Here is a 20,421-nt window from a genome sequence, read left to right on the forward strand (position 1 = left end):
ATTACGAGGGGAGGGCTTTACCGATTTCGACTACTCCGACGGTGCCTCGAGGTAGTCGCCGTGGCACTCGGGACAGGCGTCTCCGGCCCGATAGGAACCCTCCGTCGACACCGTGTGTCCGCAGGCCGGACAGTGGAGCGAGTCGGTGGCCGACTCGGCCGCCGGCCCCGACGAGGGTGCAGGGGACGGGTCGACGGGCGCCGGCTCGGCCACCTCGTCGTCCGGCTCGGGTTCGGTGCCGGGGCCGCCGCCGAGTTCGCCCGGCTCCCACGGCTCGTCCGTCGCGTCGGGGTCGTCCGGCCACTGCCCCGGCGCGCGGTCGCCACGCTGTTCCGCCTCGCCGAGTATCTCCGCGTCCTCGTCGGCGGCCTCGTCGCCCGTGTCCGGGACGGGGTCGCTGGCCCCGCTCGCCTCGTCGGGGTCGCCGTAGGCACCCGAACGCGCGGCCATCCCCCCGATGCCGCCCTCCGGCGCCTCCTCGTCGACGTCCACGTCCACCTCGTCGCCCCCGCCGAGCGATCCGTCGGTCTCCGTGATGAACTCCACGTCCTCCGCCTCGGGGTCGGCGTCGGGGTCGAGGTCCGGTGCCGTCGCCGACTCCTCGTCGTCCGCTCCGTCCTCGGCGCCGGCCTCGCCACCGGCGTCGGTCGCCGGCTCGTCGGTCGCGGCCGCCCCGTCCGTCGGGGTCGATTCCTCGTCCGGCCCGTCCTCGGCGTCGGCGTCGACCGCTGCCTCGGCTTCGTTCCCCGCCCCGGTCTCGTCCGTCCGCGCCTCCGGCTCCTCGACGTCGTCGGCGTCGACGACGGAGACGACCTCCTTGTTCTCGCTCACGACGCGCTCGGCCCCACAGTTGCTGCACCGTTCGACGGTCTTGACGACGGTGACGACCTCGTCACCCCTGACCTCTCGGTCCCGTCGGGCGTCCGTCTCGGTGAAGGTGTGGCCGAACAGCGAACACCTGAGCCCCATTTAGCGGATTTGGTGGCGTTCGGCGTATAAACCTGCCGGGGCACGCGGGTGTCCGGGTTCGCGGTCGGGTGGGCACGCTGCTCGCGTGTCGCTCCCGTTCGTCGGTGCGTGTCGGCGCTCGGCAGACTCCCGCTCGTTGCTCCGTGACCGCTCTCCCCGTGGGTCACGCAGTCAACCGTTAAGAGGCCACCGGGCGAACGAACGCCCATGCAGGCCAAGCGGGAGTTCCGCGACCGCGACGGCGCGCAGGTCACGGTGCTCGACGCACTCGTGGACCGGCACGAGGAGGGGATGACGGTGTTCGGCCTCCGCTCGCGGACCGACCTCGACATCGACGCCATCGAGTCGGCGCTCGCGGAACTCAAGGAGGCGGGGCTCATCCGCGTCGAGAAGGAGCGCGGGTCGACCCGCATCTACCCGGACGAGCGGGTCATCCCCGACCCGAACGAGGAGGCGGAGCCGTCGTTCCTCGAGTGGCTCCGGGGGAAACTGCCGTTCTGAATAATAAACTGGGTGGGTGTGAAGATGAACGTACTCTCGAAACTCCTCTTTCAGACAATCAGTATTCAGCGGTACAAATCTGTCCGGGAGGATTTTCTCAGAACCTACCGGGCGGCACTAACTATCCCGGAGATACGAGGGCAAGTTGAGTTCCTCAGTAACTCGCAACTGAGGGAGCAATCGAAGGAAGATGGTCGAACTGCGCCGGAGTATGACCCTCACGCTAAGGTGCACAAACCACTGAAAATCCTAGACGGTGCCTATCGATTTCTCTGGGCAGTGCTCGCGTTCTGTTTCGTACTGGCTCTCCCCCTCTCTGCTGGGATCAATACACTGTTCAAGTCTTACTTACAATTCGTAGATGAGATCCCGAACCTCCTGCTTAGTTTCCTACCGTTCGAAATTGTCGTAGTTATTATGCTGTATCTCTACTTGCTTGGCCAAGATAGCGACCTCATCAGACGCATGAATGACGGATTGAGGATAACGTCTGGCCGAATTGAGGGGACACGCAGACGAGACGAACTGCTCTCTTTCTACGTCTGGAACAGTAGCCTCCACAGTCGAAAGAAGATTCCAGTATTGGGGTTTTTAGTGATTCTGAATACTGTGGGCGGTCGAATGTATAGGTACGTCATGGATACGGTCGAACAGAATGTGGATATTCTATACTACAGTGACGGGTACGTTGACGCGATTACGTCTCTTGCTCGGGCAGAACTGGGTTGACCTCGGCGCACGAGAGTAACACCGTTTTACCGCCACGGCGCGAACCGCCAGCCATGACACTGGTCGGGGACCTCCACGAGGCCCACGGAGCGACGTTCCGCGACGTCGACGGCGCCAGGGTGGTCGAGGACTACGGCCGGCCCGAGCGGACCCACCGTGCGGTCCGCAACGTCGTCGGCGTCACCGAGATGGGCTACGGCGTCGTCGAGGTGACCGGCGAGGACCGCGTCGAGTACGTCGACAACGTCGTCTCGAACCGCGTCCCGGACGAGGACGGCGAGGGCGTCTACGGGCTCCTGCTGGAACCCGAGGGCGGCGTCCGGGCGGACCTCTACTGCTTCACCGCCGGCGAGCGACTGCTCCTCTTCACGCCCCCGTCGCTGGCCGGCGAGATCGCCGACGAGTGGGCCGAGCGCACCTTCATCCAGGACGTCGAGGTACGCGAGGCGACGACCGACTTCGGCGTCTTCGGCGTCCACGGCCCGAAGGCCACCGAGAAGGTCGCCTCGGTGTTCTCGACACAGACGCCGGACCGGCAACTCACGTTCGAGCGCGGGGTGCTCGGCGACAGCGGCGCGACGGTCGTCCGGACCGACGGCCTCACCGGGGAGGAGGGGTACGAGGTGGTCTGCGCCGCCGAGGACGCCGAGGACGTCTTCGACACCCTCCTCACCAGGGGGATGAACGCCGCGCCGTTCGGCTACCGGACGTGGGAGACGCTCACGCTGGAGGCCGGGACGCCGCTGTTCGCCACCGAACTCCGAGGGAACGTCCCGAACGTCGTCGGCCTCGGGAACGCCGTCGACTACGAGAAGGGCTGTTTCGTCGGGCAGGAGGTGGTCTCGCGGGTCCACAACCGCGGGCGCCCGTCGCGCCGACTCGTCGGAATCGAGTTCGAGGCCGGCGACGCCGTGCCGGAGGCTGGCGCGACGCTCACCCACGATGGGGACGAGGTCGGGTCGGTCACCCGCGCCGCCGAGAGTCCGTCGCTGGAACGGCCCGTCGCGCTCGCGTTCGCCGACTACGGCTTCGAGGGGGAGACGGTCGACGTCGACGGCGCGGGCGCGGCCACCGTCGCCACCCTGCCGTTCGTGGAGGGGTCCGACGAGTCGGCCCGTCGGCCGCGGTACTGACCCGCCACGCTCGCCCCACCGGGCGGTGCGGACTCCGCTGTAGCACGACTCGCGCTCCGCTTCTCGACACGAGCGGTGCCGACGCCCGACCGAACCGACTCACTCCAGCAACGCCCGCAACTGCGCCGGCGAGAACAGCGTCGTCGGCCGGTCCATGTGGACCGCGATCTTCCCGGAGAACAGCCGCATCCCCGCCCGCTGGACGGGTTCGGGGAACGAGTAGCCCGCGCGGACCACCGTCCCGAGCCACTGGTCGCGGGCGAGTTCGGCGCGCCAGCCCTCCTCGTAGCGCGCCAGCGAGGCGGGATCGTTCGGGTCCACCTCGCGGGCGGCGATGTCGGCCGCGCGCATCCCGTAGAGGATGCCGCCGCCGGTGAACGGCTTGGTCTGGGCGGCGGCGTCACCGACGAGCAGCGAGCGGTCGCCGGTCACCCGGTCTGGCGGGCCGATGGGGATGAGCCCGGAACACCGCTCGTCCATCTCGACGCCGTAGCCCTCGCACAGCTCCTCGAACCGGCCCGGTGCGTCGTCGCCGGGCGCCACCGCCAGCCCGTACTCGACGCCCGCGTCGCCCCGCGGGATGCGCCACGCGAAGAACCGTGGGACGGTGAGGTGGACGTCCACGAAGTCCTGGTGGTCCGGCTCGAAATCGAACCCAAGGACGCCGTGGAGGAACTCCTCGGGTTCGGGGAGGCCGAGTTCCGAGCGGACCCGCGATCGTGGGCCGTCGGCACCGACGACCATCCGGGCCTCGAACCGCTCGACGCCGTCCGGTCCCTTCGCCTCCACGACGACCCGATCGTAGCGCTCCGCGACACTCGTGACGGTGTGGCCCTCGCGGACGTCCGCACCCGCCTCGCCCGCCACCTCGGCGAGCACCTCGTCGAGTCGCACCCGGTCGACGGCGTTCGAGATTGGGTCGTCGGTGTAGAACGGGTACTCGCGCGACCCCGGTCCGCCGAGGTGGAACCGGGCGCCGTGGATGGCGTTCTGGAACAGTTCGTCGTGGTATCGCTCGGGGACGAACTCCCAGAGGTCGAGCGAGACGTGGCCCGAACACGCGAGCGGACGGCCCACCTCGCCCTTCTCGAGGACCAGCACGGAGCGGCCACGCTCGGCGGCCGTGCGGGCGAACCGCGACCCGGCGGGACCGGCACCGACCACGACGAAGTCCCACATCTTCGTCCCACCCTCGGGTCCTGTCGTTCAAGTACCTTGTCAGTCGAGGTGGGGCGCCGGGGCGGCTCGACCCGCCTCAGCGGACGACCAGTCCCCGCGGTGGTTCCCCGCGGTACTCGTCCGGCCACTCGACGAGCGGCTCCCACGACCGGCCGCCGTCCCCACTCCGGTAGACGCCGTGGTCGTTCACGGCCGCGAGTTCCCCGACCGCGGTCCCGCGGGCGAGGACGGCCCGGAAGACGCCCTCGCCGGTCGGGAGCCCCTCACCGACCCGCTCCCACGTGGCGTCGCTGGCCTTCCGGTAGACGTAGCTCTCACCACGGCGGTGGGCGGCGTTCGCGCCGCTGGCCGCCGAGACCACCCGCACGTCCGGGTCGCCGGGGTCCACGGCGAGCGACCAGACGTAGCGGTGGTCCAGTCCATCCATCAGCGCGGTCCACGACCGGCCACCGTCCAGCGACTCGGCGTAGCCGTCGCCTGCCGCCGCGTAGACCCGCCCCTCGGCGTCGAGGTGGGTGGCGAGCGTGTGGTTGTCCCGGCGCGACCCCGGCGGGCGGTCGTGCCACTCGATCGGGGCGTCCCAGCCGTCGGGTGCCGTCGCGAGCACGAACGCGCCCGCCTCGACGCCGACGTAGAGGCGCTGCGGGTCGTGCGGGTCCGGTTCCAGCCAGCGCGCGTGGTGGGTGCGGGGCCGCGGCGGGAAGTACCACTCCGGTTCGCTGGGGAGGTCGGCCAGCCCCTCGCACTCGGCCCACGACCGACCGCCGTCCTCGCTGCGCCAGACCGCGGAGGGTTCCGTCCCGGCCCAGCAGACGTCGGGGTCGTGTGCCGAGACGGCGACCGAGGTGACCCGTGAAGCCATCCCCGGCGGGTCGACCCGGCGGAACGTCTCACACCCGTCCGCACTCCGGTAGAGGCCGTCGTCGAGCGTCCCGAAGAGCAGGGTGTCGCCGACGCTCGCCAGACACTCCACGTCGGCGTCGTCGAACACCACCTCGTGCCCACTCTCGCCGACCCGGTGGACCGTCGACCGCATCGCGGCGTACGCGTGCATACCGCTAGCGAGTCGCTCGGCGACCAAACCGCTATCGCCGGCGCCAGCGCCGGAGGACCGCGAGGACGACGAAGAGGCCGAGCACCGCGACGGCCGCCAGCGCCCGCCGGTCCACTTCGACGTGGACCTCGACGCCGGACCAGAGGTTCTCGCGCTCGATGGGCGGTGGCCCGGACGGGTGCTCCGCCTCGAACGCCTCGTCGTCGTCGACGCCGGCGGCGACGAGTCGCCCGGACTCCCGCGCCGCCGCGATGTCCGCCTCGCTCGGTTCGGCCTCGCGGCCGGGGAGGCGCCACCACGTCCCGTGTTCGAGGTTGCGCCGCTCCACGTCGCCGGCGTCGGCGAGGTCGACCAGTCGCTCTCGCGTCTCCGCGTACGTCCGGTCGACCCGTTTCGCCACCTCCGTCGCCGGGAGTGGCGAGCGCTCGGCCGACTGGAGCGCCTCGAGGATGGCCTCGTCGAGCGCCTCGTCCGACTCGCTCTCGTCTGCGTCGCTCATACCGAGCGGTTCACGCCGGGGTTACAAGAGGTCTTCCCGCGTCGATTACAGGGTGTTCCCGGGGTAGTCCGGGTCCTCGCGTACGTCGCCGCCGGTCCGGGTCACCTCGACCCGGACGACGTCCGGGTGGTCGCCGAGTTCCTGCAGCCTCGACTTGTGGACCATCCCGGAGACGGTGCCGCCACCGTGAGCGTGTTCCACGCCGCCGCCGAGCGACTCGATGTGCGCCTCCACGGTCTCGGTGTCGACTGGCTCCTCCGGGGTCGGCTCGCCCGCCGCCGCCACTAGCACCTCGACCATCCCCTCGCGCTCCGCGGCGGTCCACTCCTCGTCCGGTCCCTCGCCCGTCTCGACGTAGACACGAGCGACCGGCCCGAACAGGTCCGACGGGGTAGCCGTCCCCGCGTCGTTCCCGCCCTCGGGGCCGCTCCCGCCGAGCAACGACCGGACCGAGTCGAACAATCCCATGGTTCCATGACTCTCTCGGGTAATATAAATTGGTGGGCATAACCGGTCGTTTAACTGGCCGTGCGGGGCGGGTGCGGTCGCCGCCCCAGCTCGTGCCCCGACCGTCGGACGGTCCCGACGAGTAGCGTTCGGTCTCTAGTCGTCCCCGGTCGCTTCCGCTTCGGCCTCCGTATCCGCCTCGGTGTCGGCCTCCTCGGCCCGCTTCTCCCGGTCCGAGCGCGGCCCCTCCAGTTCCACTGCAGGGAGCAGGTCGCGGAGGTACCGGCCCGTGTGGGAGGCCTCGGTCCGGGCGACCTCCTCGGGCGTGCCCGACGCGACCAGTTCGCCGCCGTTCTCGCCACCCTCCGGCCCGAGGTCGACGATGTGGTCCGCGTTCTTCACGAGGTCCAGTTCGTGCTCGACCACGACGACGGTGTTCCCGGCGTCGGTGAGTCGCTGGAGCACGTCGATGAGCTTCCGTTCGTCCTCCGAGTGCAGGCCGGTCGTCGGCTCGTCCAGCAGGTAGAGCGTGTTGCCCGAGTCCTTCTTGCCGAGCTCCTCCGCGAGTTTCACACGCTGGGCCTCCCCGCCCGAGAGCGTCGTGGAGGGCTGGCCGAGTCGCATGTAGCCCAGCCCCACGTCCTGCAGGAGCTCGAGCCGCCGGCGGATACCCGAGTGCCCCTCGAAGAACTCGAACGCCTCGTCCACCTCCATGTCGAGCACGTCCGAGATGGTGGCGTCCTTGTAGGTCACGTCGAGCGTCTCGTCGTTGTAGCGTGCCCCGTCACACTCCTCGCAGGGGACGTAGACGTCCGAGAGGAAGTTCATCTCGATCTTCACCGTCCCCTGGCCGCCGCAGGCCTCGCACCGGCCGCCCTTGACGTTGAACGAGAAGCGGCCCTTCTCGTAGCCACGCTGTTTCGAGAGCTTCGTCTCGGCGAACAGCTCGCGGATGTGGTCGAAGACGTTGGTGTAGGTCGCCGGATTGGAGCGGGGCGTCCGGCCGATGGGCGACTGGTCGATGAGTCGTACCGTCTCGACGTGCTCGATGCCCTCGATGTCGTCGTGGGCGCCGGGGTTCACGTCGGTGTTGTTCATCCGCTTGACGAGGCCCTTGTAGAGTATCTCGTGGAGCAGCGTGGACTTGCCCGACCCCGAGACGCCCGTGATGGCGGTGAACGCCTCCAGCGGGACGGGGACGTCCAGTTCCTTGAGGTTGTGCTGACGGGCACCCCGCACGGTGAGGAACTCGGTCGGGTCGCGGCGCTCCTCGGGAACGGGGATGGCTCGTCGGCCCGCGAGGTAGTCGCCAGTGACGGACTCGGGCGTGTCCATCACGTCCTCGACGGTGCCGTCGACGACGACCTCGCCACCGCGCTTGCCCGGCCCCGGCCCCATGTCGATTACCTGGTCGGCCCGCCACATCGTCTCCTCGTCGTGTTCGACGACGACGAGCGTGTTCCCGAGGTCACGCAGGCCACAGAGCGTGTCCAGCAGCCGGTCGTTGTCCCGCTGGTGGAGGCCGATGGAGGGCTCGTCCAGCACGTAGAGCACGCCGACGAGCCCGGAGCCGACCTGCGTCGCCAGCCGGATGCGCTGGCTCTCGCCACCGGAGAGGGTGGAGGCCTCCCGATCCAGCGTCAGGTAGTCGAGGCCGACCTCGGTCATGAATCCGAGGCGCGCGCGGATCTCCTTCAGGATCTCCTCGGCGATGACCCGCTCGCGCTCGGTCAGGTCGGCCTCCATCCCCTCGAAGTGCTCGAGCGCGTCGCCGATGGAGAGCCGACTGACCTCGGTGATGGGCGTCTCCTGGAACAGCACCGACCGCGAGGCGGGCTTGAGCCGCGTCCCGTCACACGCCGGGCAGTCGGTCGTGGCCATGAACTTCTCGATGTGGTTCCGGGCACGGTCGGAGTCCGTCTCGACGTAGCGCCGCGAGAGGTTGCCCATCACGCCCTCGAACCGCTCGGACTTCTCCCGGGTGCCGTTCTTCGTGCGCCACGAGAAGTCCACGATACGGTCGGTGCCGTAGAGGAACTGGCGCTGGACGTCGTCGTCCAGCTCCTCGAACGGGGTGTCCACGCTGACGCCGAAGTGCTCGGCGACGTTGTCCAGCTGCCGGCGGTAGTACTTCCGGTTGTACGACCACGGCTCGAACACGTCCTTCAGGGGTTTCGAGGGGTCCTGCACGACGAGGTCCTCGTCGACCTCCTTCGTCTCGCCGATGCCCTCACACTCCGGACAGGCGCCGTGCGGGGAGTTGAACGAGAACGACCGGGTCTCTATCTCGGGGAGGTCGATGCCACAGTGCGTGCAGGCGAGGTCCTCGGAGAACGCGACGACGAGGCGGCCGTCGTCCTCGCCCGCGAGGTCGCCCGTGCGGCGTTCCCGGGACCCGAACTCGTCGCCGACGCCCTCGGGCGGGTCCGGCAGGATGAGCTTCAGCAGGCCGTCGGCCTCCTCCAGCGCCGTCTCGACGGAGTCGGTGATGCGCGAGCGTGCATCCTCGCTCACCTTCACGCGGTCGACGACGATGTCGACCGAGTGGCGGTAGTTCTCGTCCAGTTCCGGCTTCTTCGTCGCGAGGTCGAACTCCTCGCCGTCCACCTCGACGCGGGCGTACCCCTCGGCGACGAGTTCGTCGAACAGGTCCGCGAACGCGCCCTTCTGGTCGCGGACGACCGGCGCGGCGATCTTGGCCTTCGTCCCCTCGGGGAGTTCGAGGATGCGACGGACCATGTTCTGGGCGCTCTGCTCGCCCACCTCGCGGCCACACTCCGGGCAGTGCGGCGTCCCGACGCGGGCGTAGAGGAGGCGGAGGTAGTCGTGGAGTTCGGTGACGGTCCCGACCGTCGAGCGGGGGTTGTTCGCGGCGTTCTTCTGGTCGATGGAGATGGCGGGCGAGAGCCCCTCGACACCCTCCACCTGCGGTTTGTCCATCTGCCCGAGGAAGTTCCGTGCGTACGCCGAGAGCGACTCGATGTAGCGGCGCTGCCCCTCGGCGTAGACGGTGTCGAAAGCGAGCGAGGACTTCCCCGACCCCGACAGCCCGGTGACGACGGTGAACTCCTCGCGCGGGATGCGGACGTCGACGTCCTTGAGGTTGTGTTCCGCGGCCCCTCGGACCTCGATGTAGTCCTTCGTCATTGCCGGGAGTTGGTCGGGGGTCGGGAAACCCTGTCGGTTGGCGGCGAGCCTGTACGCAAAACGGGTGTCGGCGGACCGCCGACTACGGGGTCTGGAACTCGAAGTCGACCACACCGAGTTGCTGCAACATCGACAGCGTGTCGGGGACCACCCAGCGTTCGGCGATGCGGCCGCCCTCGATGCGGCTGAACACCATGTTCTGGACCTCAATGGTGTTCCCGGTCGCTTCGATGCCGGCGAACGGCCCCTCGTGCGTCCCGCGGAGGGTGACCCGCATCGCGACGGTGTCACCGCTCGCCACGAGGTCCTCGACGGTCGCCGTGAAGTCGGGGAACGCCCCGAGCAACTGCTCCATCCCCGCCCGTGCCTCTGGAATGCCGTTCTCGTCCCCGAGCGGGCCGTGTTCGACGAAATCCTCGGTCAGCAGCTCGTCGAGCAGGTCCAGCGCCCGCTCGTTCGCGACACGCTCCGGATACGCTCTCGCTATCTCCTCGTTCGTCTCCAGTTCCGTCTCGCTCATGGAATCACCTGCGTCCCACGGACGCCCGGAGGGGTACGTCACGGATGTGCGTCAATTGCTAGCACACTGTGCGTGACGGTCGGTCGGGCGGGACTGTCGCGCTCACTCCTCGGCCGGTTCGCGACGCTCGACCATCCCCAGGCCCACCCACGAGATGACCGCTTCGTCGTCCTGGTTGAACCCGGTCAGCCGCGAGCGCATCCGACCCCGCGTCGGGTCGTTCGGGTCCGGTTCCTTCGAGAGCACCTCCACCTCGATGGAGAGGGTGTCGCCCGGCCGGACCGGCCGCTTCCACCGGAGTTCGTCGACGCCCGCCGCGCCCTGACTCGCCTGCTCGGAGAGCACCCCGTCGACCAGCAGGCGCATGCAGATGCTCGCGGTGTGCCACCCCGACGCGGCGAGCCCACCGAACAGCGACTCCTTCGCGGCCTCCTCGTCGAGGTGGAACGGTTGCGGGTCGAACTTCGTGGCGAACTCGATTATCTCCGCCTTGGTCACCGTCTTCGACCCGTACTCGATCACGTCTCCCACCTCGATGTCCTCGTAGTACTCCATGCCAACGCTCACCACGTGGGGGGTGAAGTAGCCACCGCCGTCGCTGGATTCTGTCCTCCGCACTGGCGACAATTTTCAAGTAGGGTGCCCACGGAAGCGTCCCATGGCAGAGACAGACACGGGGTCGGGACCGAGCGGGGACGTCATCGGTGGTATCGACCTCTCCGACGACCGGTACGTCATCAAGCAGTCCTACATCCGCTCGAAGTACAGCGTCGAGGACAGCGCCGGCACCGTCGTCCTGAAGGGCAAGAAGAAGCGGTTCAAGATCAAGGAGGAGTTCCCCTTCACCGCACCCAGCGGGGAGGTCGTCTTCCGCATCGAGGCGCAGAACGTCTTCGACGTGGCCGGCGACTACACCCTCGCCGACGAGGCCAGCGGCGACGCGTTCGCCGTCGTCGAGAAGGAATGGACGATGTTCCAGCACGTCTACCACATCCGCTCGCCCGAGGGCGAGCGCTGGGCCACCATCGAGTCCGAGTCCGCACTGGTCATGGCCGCCAAGGAGTTCTTCGAGATACTGGGGCTGCTCCCACACTCCTACTCCATCAGCACCCCGAGCGGCGAGCGCATCGGCTCGATAACGGAGGAGTTCACGCTACGGGACGTCTACACGGTCGAACTCGACGACACCGGCACCGCGCCGCGGGAGGCCATCCTCGCCGCCGCGATCGCCATCGACGCGCTCGAGGAGAACTAGAGACCATCTTTTTGCGCTCGGGTGCGCCTGCGGCGCACCGCTCTCTGCTCGCGGACGCGAAGCGTCCGCTGGCACGGCCTGCGGGACCGAAGGTCCCGCACTGGCGCAAAAACATGGGGAAAAAGGCGCGCCTCACTGCGTTCGGCGCGGGTGGAACCGCGGCTCCGCCGCGGTACGCTCGCCGCCCCGCTCCGCCCTCACCGTCGCGCGGCGTCCGCTGGCGTCCGCCCACCGCACCGCTAAGCCGCTGCCCGTCCGAGTGGTGGTATGGCAACAGCGGATTCTGAGACCAGCCCCCGGCTGACCCCGGAGGGACTCCTCGCGGGGTTCGCCGTCGGCGTCACGTTCGCCCTCGTCGTCTGGTTCCTCACGGGTGACCTCGTACCGTGGCTCCCCGTCGGTCTCGGCATGGGCGTCGCACTCGGTGTGGCGTTCTCCGAGCGCCTCGGCTGACCCGGACAGTTATCGCGCTGCTCGTCCACCTGCCGGTATGGCGGCCGACACCGACACGGACGAAGGGGACGACGCCGTGTTCACCCCGAAGGGACTCGCGGTCGGCATCGGTTTCGGACTGATGTTCGGGACGGCACTCGGCGTCGCGTTCGACGACGTCGCCCTGTGGCTCCCCACCGGACTGGCGCTCGGCGTCGCGTTCGCGGTGGCGTTCTCGCGGGAGCTGGACGAGTCCTGACCGGGGTCTCCGATGCCGGTCGTTCGACCAGTCTCGACCGGGACGAACGACGGTGCGGTGCTGTACGGTCCAGCGCACCCACCACCGTCGGACTCGCTCCGCTCGTCCAACGAGACTCGCGAACTCTCCGAGTTCGCTCACCCGCGCCGAACGCAGTGAGGCGCGCCTTTTTCACCCACGTTTTCACTCGAGCGGTGCGCCGCGGGCGCACCCGAGAGTAAAAACATGGTTCTTAGACGCTCTCGGGCAGCCACCCCCCGTCCACCTCCACGTTCTCCCCCGAGATGTAGTCCGAGTCCTCGTCGCAGAAGAACAGCATCGCCTGCGCGAGGTCGTCGTAGCCCGCCCACCGGCCCCGCGGCGCGTGGTCGGGGAACTCGTCGGAGTTCTCGACGACGTACGGCGAGATGGCGTTCACCGTGACGCCGTCGTCCTGCGTGTCCGCCGCGAGCATGCGCGTGAACATCAGGACGCTGGCCTTCGCCGCGAAGTACGGGAAGTTCTTCGGGCTGACGAGCCCCTTCTCGCTGGAGGCGTAGCCCACGTTGACGATGCGGCCCCACTCGTACTCGCGCATCGGTTCGAGCGCCCGCTTCGAGCAGAGCACGGTCCCGTAGAAGTTCGTCTCGACGACCGTCTGCCAGGTCTCCCAGTCGATGTCCTCCCAGTGGGTCGGGGCGAACGCGCCGACGTTGTTGACGAGGACGTCGGGGTGCCCGAGGTCGGCCTCGACCGCGTCGAAGATGGCGTCGACGGCCTCGGGGTCGGTCACGTCACCCTGCACGGTCGTGACTGCGACGCCGGCGTCGCGGGCAGTGTCGGCCACCGTCTCGGCCGCGTCCGCGGAGGTGTTGTAGTGGACGGCCACGTCGGCGCCACAGCGGGCGAGTTCGAGCGTGAGGCCCGCACCGAGTCCCTTCGCGCTGCCGGTGACGAGCGCGGTGCGCCCGGAGAGGTCTGGGGTGAGCATACCGACGAGAGGCGCGCCACGGGCAAGAAGCCACCCGAGGCGGCCACCGTTTCCGGTCGAACGACGCCCGCCGGGGTGCGGTGTTATCTCCTCGCGGCCCGGCCGTCGGTGTATGGTCGTCACGCGCCGCCGTACGACGGGACTGTCGCGTCGCGAACTCGGCGCGGGGGCCGTGGCCGCCGTCGCGGCGCTGGTCGCCGCTCTCGTGTCTCTGGTGTCCCTCTCGGTCCCGACCGTCGACTCGCTGGTCTCCGTCGACGCGCGCTACTGGTTCGGGTACGCGCCGGGGTTCGCCACGCTCGCCGGACTGGTCGTCGGGGCGGTGGTGTGGCGGCGCCTCGTCTCGCGGGCGTCGACCCCGGGGCGGGGTGCGCTCGCCGGCGCCGCGACGGGGCTCGGTACCGTCGTGGCCGTGCCGTTCGTGGCCGGCGTCTACGTGCTCCTGTTCCCCGTCCTCCTCGGCCTCGTGACGGGCACCTCGTGGGACACCGTCCTCCACGTCCTGCCCGGCTACGTGCAGGGGGCCGTCGACGTCACCCGGACGATGGCCGTCGACTGGAGTCCGCTCGCCGTCGTCGTACTCGTGCCACTCGACGCACTCCTCGGCTGGGCGTACCAGCGTGGCTCGGGCTCCCGCGGTCGGTGAGCGGACGGCACCCGATCGGTGGATCGGCCTCGGCGAGAGCGTGGCGCTCGCGTGAACTTCCGTACTCCAGACATGGCTCGTGGACTCGCGATAGCCGCGCTGTCGGTGAGTACAGAGCGGTCGAGACGACTATGATATCAGACGAGGGCTATGTATCCGGGATAGACACTTTTTAGCCGGACCGACCGGCAGCGTCCATCGATGCGCCGACTACTCGTAGCGACACTCGTCGTCTGTCTGGTCACCGCCACGGTCCCCGTGGGCGTGGCTGGCCAGGTGGCAGACACGGAGGGACAGACCGCGCCGAGCGCCCCGACGGCCGAGACGGGCACCACGGATGCGACGAACCACACCAACACCACCGTCACGCTGCTGACGTACAACGACGTGCAAACGGCGGCGGCGGAGAACGGCACCTTCCCGCGACTCGTCTCGCTCGTCGACGAGCGGCGGGCCGCCCACGACAACCCCGTCTTCGTGGCGGGAGCGGGCGACGAGGTGAGCCCGCACGCGCTCTCGCCCGTCAGCCAGTGGCGGGTGGCCGTCGACGTGACGAACGTCATGCAGCCGGACGCGGACGTCATCGGCAACCACGAGTTCGACTTCGGGCTGGGTGAGGTGTCGAACTTCACGGCCGCCTCGGAGTACCCGTGGCTCGCCTCCAACCTCGTCAACTCCAGCACGGGCGAGCAGTTCGGCGGCACCGCGGAGTACACCGTCGTCGAGCGTGACGGGGTGCGCGTCGGGTTCCTCGGCGTCGTCGACCGCGGGGCGACCTACGGCAAGACGAACATCGACTTCGCCGCCGAGGGCGTCACCGTCGAGGAATACGTGAACGACAGCGTCGCCACCGCCGACCACCTCCGCGAGGAGGAGGACGTCGACGTGGTCGTCGTCCTCGCGCACACGGGCATCCCCGACGCGAAGGCCATCGCCGAGGCCGACGACGGTGACATCGACGTCATCGCGGTCGGTGACGACGAGATATACTACCCGCCCAACGAGACCTCCGACACCATCATCACGGAGGCCGAGGCCCGTGCCGAGTACCTCGGCGAGATCAACCTCACCGTCTCGGACGGCGAGGTGACGGCGTGGAACGGGCGACTCGTCGACGTGCGCAACAGCAGCGTCGAGAAGAACGAGACGGCCTCCCAGATCATCGACCAGTACCGCGGCGAGGTGAGCCTCGACTCGACCGTCGCGTACAGCGAGGTGGCGCTGGACGCCCGGTTCGCCACGAACTACCACCGCGAATCGAACTACGGGAACCTCGTCACCGACGCGATGCGGAACGCGAGCGGCGCCGAGGTGGCCATCACGAACGCCGGCGGCATCCGCTCGAACAGCATCTACGGGCCGGGCAACGTCACGGGCGGCGACGTGTTCAACACGCTCCCGTTCGCCAACACGCTCGTCACCGTCGAACTGAACGGGACCGAACTGGAGCGCGTGCTGGCCTCGCAGGTCGTCACGCTCGAGTCCGAGACCGGCCAGCAGTTCGGCGAGGAGATCTCCCAGCAGACCTCGGGCGTCCAGTTCGAGTGGGTCCCCCACGAGGACGTAGCGCCGGAGGACCGCGTCCGTGACCTGCACGTGAACGGCGACCCCGTCCGGCCGGGCCAGACCTACACCGTCGCGGTGAACTCCTACATCGCGGACGGCGGGTCGGGCTACCCGCTGGCGAACGCGACGCGGGTGAACGAGACGGACACCCTGCTCGCCGAACTCGTCGTCGACTACCTCGAACAGCGCGAGACCGTCGCCCCCGAGGTCGAGGGTCGGATGGACCGCGTCGACACCGACCTCACCGACCGGATGGTCTGGGTCGACCGCGAGGGCTCGACCGTGCTCCGGTACGACGCGCCCGAGGACTTCGCCGGGCTCGGCAACGAGTCGACGTTCTACCTCGAGACGGCCGACGGTGAGCGTGCGGTCGCGCAGAACGTCAACTTCGACGGCGAGCGCATCGAGGTCCAGTTCGAGGACCGTGCCGTCGCCGAACTCGCCGAGGGGGCGGGTCGTACCGACCTGAACCTGTACGGCGTCTACGAGTCGAGCGCCTCCGAGTTCGTCTACTTCGACGGCGCGCGCCTCAACAGCGACGTGACCGTGTTCGCGCCCCGCGGGCAGGGCGCCGAGCAGGGCGCACAGAACGAGAACGCGAACGGCGGCCAGTCGAACGCCTCGTCCGCCTCGAACTGACCCCCGTCCATCCTCACCTCGCTCGTCTGACGCACCACAAGCGATAGGCACCTCCGGCACAGACCACGGGTGATGAGACGGAGAGCCCTCCTGCGCGCGACGGCCGGGGTCGGGGGCCTCGGCGTGTTCGGCACGCTCGCCGCCGGCGGCGTGTCGGGCCAGTCCGCGAGTCGGCAGTCGTCTTTCGAACCGCTCGGTGCGGTCAACGTCCCGAAGGCGAAGGAACTGGTCGTCGACCCGGCCGGTGCCTACGCCTACGTCGCCACCACGGACGGCTTCGCGGTGGTCGACCTCTCGGACCCGGCCGCCCCAGCGGTCGTCTTCGACCAGCCGGACATCGGCGCCGACCAGGACGGCGGGCCGGTCCGCCAGATATTCGACGTGAAACTCGACGCCGCGAACGACCTCCTCGTCGCCACCGGGGCGGCCCAGGGGAGCGGCCAGCTCGACGGCGTCGCCGTGTTCGACGTCTCCGACCCCACCGCCCCCGAACGCGTCGTCTTCTTCGAGACGCCCTTCTTCAACCACAACTGCGACGTCGACGCCGGGGTGGTCTACCTCTGCGGCAACGACTTCGAACGCAACGGCATCGTCGCGTACGACGCCCGGAGCGGCGAGCGACTGGGCGACTGGTCCGTCGTCGACGTCGACGAGCGCTGGCAGGAGGCGTCGTTCGGCAACTGGAACCTCCACGACGTCCACGTCACGGACGGCGTCGCCTACCTCGCACAGTGGGACGCCGGGACGTGGATGGTGGACGTCTCGGACCCCACCGCGCCCGAACTGATCGCTCGCGTCCGGGGTCGCCCGGTCGAGACGTTCCTCGACATGGCGAGCGACGAGGCCCGCCGCGAGGCCATCGAACCGCCGGGCAACGACCACTTCGCCGCGCCGGACCCGTCGGGCGACCTGCTCGGCATCAGCGTGGAGTCGTGGGACGCCGGCGGCGACGGCAGCGGCGGCCCCGGCCGGGTCCACCTCTACGACGTGTCCGACCCGCAGAACCCGCGGAAGCTCTCGGCACTCCTGCCGCCGGAGACGGACGACCCCAGCTACTCGAACGAGGGGAACTGGACCACCTCGCACAACTTCGAGTTCCGCGACGGGCTGAGCTACACCTCGTGGTACAACGGCGGCGTGCGCCTCCACGACATCTCGGACCCGACCGACCCGCAGTTGCTGGGCGCGTGGCGCAGCGAGAACACCTCCTTCTGGAGCGCGCAGGCCGCCACCGACGAGTTCTTCGTCGCCTCGAGTCGCCGCGACCCGACGGTCTCGAACGCCCGGCAGGGCGCGGCCGTCATCACGTTCCCGGTGGTCTCCGAGCCGGTGACGACGCCCGGCGGGACGGAGACGCCGACCCCCTCGCCCACGGCGACCCCGACGGCGACGGCCACGCCGCCGAGCGAGACGCCGACCCCCTCGCCGACGGCCACGCCGACCGAGACCGAGACGGCGACGGCGACGGCGTCCCCGTCGGCCTCCCCGTCACGGACGCCCACGGCGACGGGAACGGCCGAGGCCCCCTCCGAGACGAACGAACCCACGCCGGACGGGTCGAGCGGCGGCGGCCCCGGGTTCGGACCGTGGGCGGCGCTCGCCGGTATCGGGCTCGGCGCGGCGCGCTACCTCCGGCGCGGCCGACGCGAGGACTGACCCCCGAGTCGCCCGCCGGCGTCGCCCCGCACGGGGAGGCTCGCGGGGTCGTCGCGCTCGCCGAGCGTCGCCGCGCGGACGTCGTCCTCGCGCCGACGCTGGCCGTTCCGCGTCGGGAAGTCGCGTGCCGAGCGGTAGTAGAACGAGAGGTGGTCGGCCCACGCGTCGTCGGCGAGGAGCCGGTCGTCGGCGGTGTGGTAGCCGGCCTCGTCGGGTCGCTTGACCCAGCGGTCGAGCCACGCCACCGAGTAGTGCGCCGCGAGGGCGCTGCCGAACGCCCACGAGGTGGCCGGGACGGTGGGGAGCCGCGACCACTCGTAGTGCGTGCCGCCGCGGACGACGAGTTCGTAAGCAGGGACGCCCACCGCCCGCCAGTCCTCGAAGCCGCGGACCTTCGTGTCCGGGTCCGGCAGGCTCGACTTCGGTGCGGGCGTGAGGAAGTAGTCGGCCGACTGGCCCATCGCGGGGACGCGCGGTTCGACGGCCCGGTCCGGGGCGATCTCGCCGCCGAGCAGGTCGACCAGCCCCGCGCCCTCGTGGGGGTCGGTCTGCTCGACACTGCCGAGGTTGTCCCACGCGACGACGGCGTCGACGGGGTTCGAGTCGAGCGCGCCCGGCCACGGGTCGAGCCCCTGGACGACGCTCGCGCCGATGGCGCCGGCCGAGTGGCCGACGAGGCCGAGCCGCGAGCGGTCCAGCAGGTCGTGGACCGGGTTGTACGCCTCGACGGGGGCGGGCGTGTCGAGTCGGTCCGCGTTCGGCTGGTAGGGCACCTCGGGCGTCGAGTGGAGGAAGTCGACGGCGTCCACCTGGTTCGTGACGAACACGGAGGGCGCTGCGTTCGACCCCGGGGTGCCGTCGGGCGTGAAACTGTCCGAGCGGCCCTGCCCCCGCGGGTCGTAGGTGAGGACGACGTAGCCCGCCCGGACGAGCGCCTGCGCGAACCACCAGTAGGCCGTCTCCGGGGCCTGCACCGAGCCGTTGGTGAGGACGACGCCGGGGAACCGCTCGTTCGGGCGGCGCCCGACCGGGACCCAGAGGTGTCCCGAGAGCCGCGCCCCCTGCCGGTCGTGGAAGGCGACGCGGCGTCGCTCGCCCTCGGTGCCGTAGAACGGGTCGGTGTCCGGATAGCGCGTCGGGTCGCCGGTGCACTGCTCGCTCCACGTCGCGCAGGCGTTGGCGTGGGCCTTCCAGCCCGGTTCGGCGGCCTGCCGCTCGGCGTAGCCGGCGGCGTTCGCGGCGCTGCGGGCCTGCCACGCCTCGAAGAACGCCGGGTCGGTCGCCTGCTCGGCGGGCGCCTCGTGGGTCTTCGCGTAGTTCCGCACCTCGCGCTCGGCCCACGCCGCGGAGGGGTACGGCGGGTCGGCCGTGGCCCCACCGACCCCCAGTGCGGCACCGCCCGCCGCGAGTGTCCGGAGGAGCCACCGCCGGGAGACGGGGCTCGTCATGTCACGACGTCACAACGCCACCCCGTTAGAGCTGGTGCCGCCGTCCTCCGGGAGTTTATTTGTCGATACTGGAAGATGTGAAAGTTACCTCGTCACGGGGGTCGGTCGCCGTCCCTCGAATCACAACGGCTACGGGCCGGCCCGCCCGAGTCCGGCCATGGAACTGGGTGTCGTCGGACTGGGACGGATGGGGCGTATCGTCGTCGACAGGGTACTGGAGGCGGGCCACGACGTGGTCGCGTTCGACGTGGACCCGGACGCCGTCGAGGACGCTGCCGCGGCGGGCGCCACGCCCGCCGAGTCGCTCGACGAGTTCGCCGAGTCGCTCGGCGGTGCGGGCGAGGCGAAACGGATCTGGCTGATGGTGCCCGCCGGCGACCCGGTCGACGCCGCGCTCGACGAACTCGAACCGCACCTCTCGGCGGACGACGTGGTCGTCGACGGCGGGAACTCGCACTTCGAGGACAGCGTGCGCCGGGCCGAGGCCTGCCCCGCGCGGTACCTCGACTGCGGCACCTCCGGCGGTCCGGCGGGAGCGGACCTCGGCTTCTCGCTGATGGTCGGCGGCCCCGCGGACGCCTACGATGAACTCGTCCCCGTCTTCGACGCCGTCGCCACCGGCCCCGCCGGGCACGACCGGATGGGGCCCGCCGGCTCGGGCCACTACGTCAAGATGGTCCACAACGGCGTGGAGTACGCGCTGATGCAGGCCTACGGCGAGGGGTTCGAGCTGCTCCACGAGGGGCGCTACGACCTCGACCTCGAGGCGGTCGCCCGGACGTGGAACAACGGCGCGGTCATCCGCTCGTGGCTGCTGGAACTCTGCGAGGAGGCGTTCCGCGAGGAGGGGACGGACCTCGGCGACGTGGCCGACCACGTCGCCGGCGGCTCGACCGGCACGTGGACGGTGCAGGAGGCGCTCGAACGCGAGGTGGCGGTCCCGCTCATCTACCAGGCGCTCGGCGAGCGGTTCGACTCGCGGGCGGAGGCGAAGTTCTCGCGGCGGCTGGCCAATCGGCTGCGCTACGGCTTCGGCCGGCACGAAGTCGAGCGGGAGTAGTCGGCGCGTGACCAGTCCGGCGTGCTAGCACACTTGGTTTCCGGCAATCACGTGCTGTACCGAGAGGTGGAGGACCCTGGAACGAAGAGGGCTGGTGATGGACGGACTCGAAGACTCGCCGGACGGTGTCACCGTCCCGCGAGCGCGCCGACTCGGCTACCCCGACAGTACGCTGGACCTCGTCGTCGACGGTGACCGCGTGGAACTGCTCCCCGACCGTACCCGGCCCATCGGGAACGCGGCGTGGGTCGTCACCGACCGGGCACACCTCGTCGACCTCGAGACCGCACGATAGCGGCCGCTCGGGACCGG

General features: G+C 69.8%; 21 protein-coding genes. 11 read left to right on the forward strand and 10 right to left on the reverse strand.

Translation table 11 applies throughout. The features are described 5' to 3' along the window. Positions 1 to 30: 30 nt before the first annotated feature. Positions 31 to 969, reverse strand: a complete 939-nt coding sequence (locus tag N0B31_RS16320; protein ID WP_260592684.1) for a DUF7093 family protein — start codon at positions 967 to 969, stop codon at positions 31 to 33. Positions 970 to 1,176: 207 nt separating this feature from the next. On the opposite strand from N0B31_RS16320, the gene N0B31_RS16325 reads away from it, so the two are divergent. Genes N0B31_RS16325 through ygfZ form a run of 3 tightly spaced genes read left to right on the forward strand, consistent with a single transcriptional unit; the run spans position 1,177 to position 3,332 of the window. Beyond that, on the forward strand, positions 1,177 to 1,470 hold the full coding sequence (locus N0B31_RS16325) for a DUF6432 family protein (RefSeq protein ID WP_260592685.1): 294 nt from the start codon (positions 1,177 to 1,179) through the stop codon (positions 1,468 to 1,470). 24 nt (positions 1,471 to 1,494) lie between these two features. Further along, positions 1,495 to 2,199: a hypothetical protein gene (locus N0B31_RS16330; RefSeq protein ID WP_260592686.1), complete on the forward strand. Its 705-nt coding sequence runs from the start codon at positions 1,495 to 1,497 to the stop codon at positions 2,197 to 2,199. Positions 2,200 to 2,252: 53 nt separating this feature from the next. Continuing rightward, on the forward strand, positions 2,253 to 3,332 hold the full coding sequence (gene ygfZ, locus N0B31_RS16335) for a CAF17-like 4Fe-4S cluster assembly/insertion protein YgfZ (protein WP_260592687.1): 1,080 nt from the start codon (positions 2,253 to 2,255) through the stop codon (positions 3,330 to 3,332). Between the two features lie 99 nt (positions 3,333 to 3,431). Here the strand turns inward: ygfZ and N0B31_RS16340 are convergent, their stop codons facing one another. The 7 genes from N0B31_RS16340 to N0B31_RS16370 all read right to left on the reverse strand — a co-directional run bounded on the left by N0B31_RS16340 (position 3,432) and on the right by N0B31_RS16370 (position 10,733). After that, positions 3,432 to 4,511, reverse strand: coding sequence for a geranylgeranyl reductase family protein (locus tag N0B31_RS16340; RefSeq protein ID WP_260592688.1), 1,080 nt, complete (start codon positions 4,509 to 4,511; stop codon positions 3,432 to 3,434). 76 nt (positions 4,512 to 4,587) lie between these two features. Further along, positions 4,588 to 5,565, reverse strand: a complete 978-nt coding sequence (locus tag N0B31_RS16345) for a WD40/YVTN/BNR-like repeat-containing protein (RefSeq protein ID WP_260592689.1) — start codon at positions 5,563 to 5,565, stop codon at positions 4,588 to 4,590. Between the two features lie 31 nt (positions 5,566 to 5,596). Further along, positions 5,597 to 6,064, reverse strand: a complete 468-nt coding sequence (locus tag N0B31_RS16350; RefSeq protein ID WP_260592690.1) for a hypothetical protein — start codon at positions 6,062 to 6,064, stop codon at positions 5,597 to 5,599. A 45-nt stretch (positions 6,065 to 6,109) separates the two neighbouring features. Next, positions 6,110 to 6,532 (reverse strand): hypothetical protein, encoded by a 423-nt coding sequence (locus N0B31_RS16355; RefSeq protein WP_260592691.1) that lies wholly within the window; start codon positions 6,530 to 6,532, stop codon positions 6,110 to 6,112. 135 nt (positions 6,533 to 6,667) lie between these two features. Further along, complete coding sequence (gene uvrA / locus N0B31_RS16360; RefSeq protein WP_260592692.1) at positions 6,668 to 9,658, reverse strand: excinuclease ABC subunit UvrA; 2,991 nt, start codon at positions 9,656 to 9,658, stop codon at positions 6,668 to 6,670. 82 nt (positions 9,659 to 9,740) lie between these two features. Next, complete coding sequence (locus N0B31_RS16365; protein WP_260592693.1) at positions 9,741 to 10,178, reverse strand: ester cyclase; 438 nt, start codon at positions 10,176 to 10,178, stop codon at positions 9,741 to 9,743. A gap of 102 nt (positions 10,179 to 10,280) precedes the next feature. Then, entirely contained in the window at positions 10,281 to 10,733 is a 453-nt protein-coding gene (locus N0B31_RS16370; protein ID WP_260592694.1) for a MaoC family dehydratase, read from the reverse strand. Positions 10,734 to 10,836: 103 nt separating this feature from the next. Between N0B31_RS16370 and N0B31_RS16375 the strand changes: the two genes are divergently transcribed. The 3 genes from N0B31_RS16375 to N0B31_RS16385 all read left to right on the forward strand — a co-directional run bounded on the left by N0B31_RS16375 (position 10,837) and on the right by N0B31_RS16385 (position 12,124). Next, a complete protein-coding gene (locus N0B31_RS16375) occupies positions 10,837 to 11,433 on the forward strand; it encodes an LURP-one-related family protein (protein ID WP_260592695.1) in 597 nt (198 codons plus the stop codon). 267 nt (positions 11,434 to 11,700) lie between these two features. Beyond that, positions 11,701 to 11,886 carry a hypothetical protein gene (locus N0B31_RS16380; RefSeq protein ID WP_260592696.1) on the forward strand — a complete coding sequence of 62 codons (186 nt, stop codon included), beginning with the start codon at positions 11,701 to 11,703 and terminating at the stop codon, positions 11,884 to 11,886. A gap of 37 nt (positions 11,887 to 11,923) precedes the next feature. Then, entirely contained in the window at positions 11,924 to 12,124 is a 201-nt protein-coding gene (locus N0B31_RS16385; protein ID WP_260592697.1) for a glycine zipper domain-containing protein, read from the forward strand. A 232-nt stretch (positions 12,125 to 12,356) separates the two neighbouring features. Here N0B31_RS16385 and N0B31_RS16390 read toward each other — a convergent pair whose 3' ends face one another. Further along, positions 12,357 to 13,094: an SDR family NAD(P)-dependent oxidoreductase gene (locus tag N0B31_RS16390; protein ID WP_260592698.1), complete on the reverse strand. Its 738-nt coding sequence runs from the start codon at positions 13,092 to 13,094 to the stop codon at positions 12,357 to 12,359. A 112-nt stretch (positions 13,095 to 13,206) separates the two neighbouring features. On the opposite strand from N0B31_RS16390, the gene N0B31_RS16395 reads away from it, so the two are divergent. The 3 genes from N0B31_RS16395 to N0B31_RS16405 all read left to right on the forward strand — a co-directional run bounded on the left by N0B31_RS16395 (position 13,207) and on the right by N0B31_RS16405 (position 17,601). Beyond that, a complete protein-coding gene (locus N0B31_RS16395; RefSeq protein ID WP_260592699.1) occupies positions 13,207 to 13,740 on the forward strand; it encodes a hypothetical protein in 534 nt (177 codons plus the stop codon). Between the two features lie 201 nt (positions 13,741 to 13,941). Then, positions 13,942 to 15,945 carry a bifunctional metallophosphatase/5'-nucleotidase gene (locus N0B31_RS16400; protein ID WP_260592700.1) on the forward strand — a complete coding sequence of 668 codons (2,004 nt, stop codon included), beginning with the start codon at positions 13,942 to 13,944 and terminating at the stop codon, positions 15,943 to 15,945. A 72-nt stretch (positions 15,946 to 16,017) separates the two neighbouring features. Beyond that, entirely contained in the window at positions 16,018 to 17,601 is a 1,584-nt protein-coding gene (locus N0B31_RS16405) for an LVIVD repeat-containing protein (protein WP_260592701.1), read from the forward strand. Here the strand turns inward: N0B31_RS16405 and N0B31_RS16410 are convergent. After that, a complete protein-coding gene (locus N0B31_RS16410; RefSeq protein ID WP_260592702.1) occupies positions 17,571 to 19,049 on the reverse strand; it encodes an alpha/beta hydrolase family protein in 1,479 nt (492 codons plus the stop codon). The two genes, N0B31_RS16405 and N0B31_RS16410, sit on opposite strands and share 31 nt — an antisense overlap. Positions 19,050 to 19,206: 157 nt before the next feature. Between N0B31_RS16410 and gnd the strand changes: the two genes are divergently transcribed. Both gnd and N0B31_RS16420 read left to right on the forward strand, forming a co-directional pair. After that, a complete protein-coding gene (gene gnd, locus N0B31_RS16415; RefSeq protein ID WP_260592703.1) occupies positions 19,207 to 20,109 on the forward strand; it encodes a phosphogluconate dehydrogenase (NAD(+)-dependent, decarboxylating) in 903 nt (300 codons plus the stop codon). A 97-nt stretch (positions 20,110 to 20,206) separates the two neighbouring features. Continuing rightward, entirely contained in the window at positions 20,207 to 20,404 is a 198-nt protein-coding gene (locus tag N0B31_RS16420; RefSeq protein ID WP_260592704.1) for a hypothetical protein, read from the forward strand. The last annotated feature ends 17 nt before the right edge of the window (positions 20,405 to 20,421 follow it).

The organism is Salinirubellus salinus (assembly GCF_025231485.1).
Lineage (GTDB): Archaea > Halobacteriota > Halobacteria > Halobacteriales > Haloarculaceae > Salinirubellus > Salinirubellus salinus.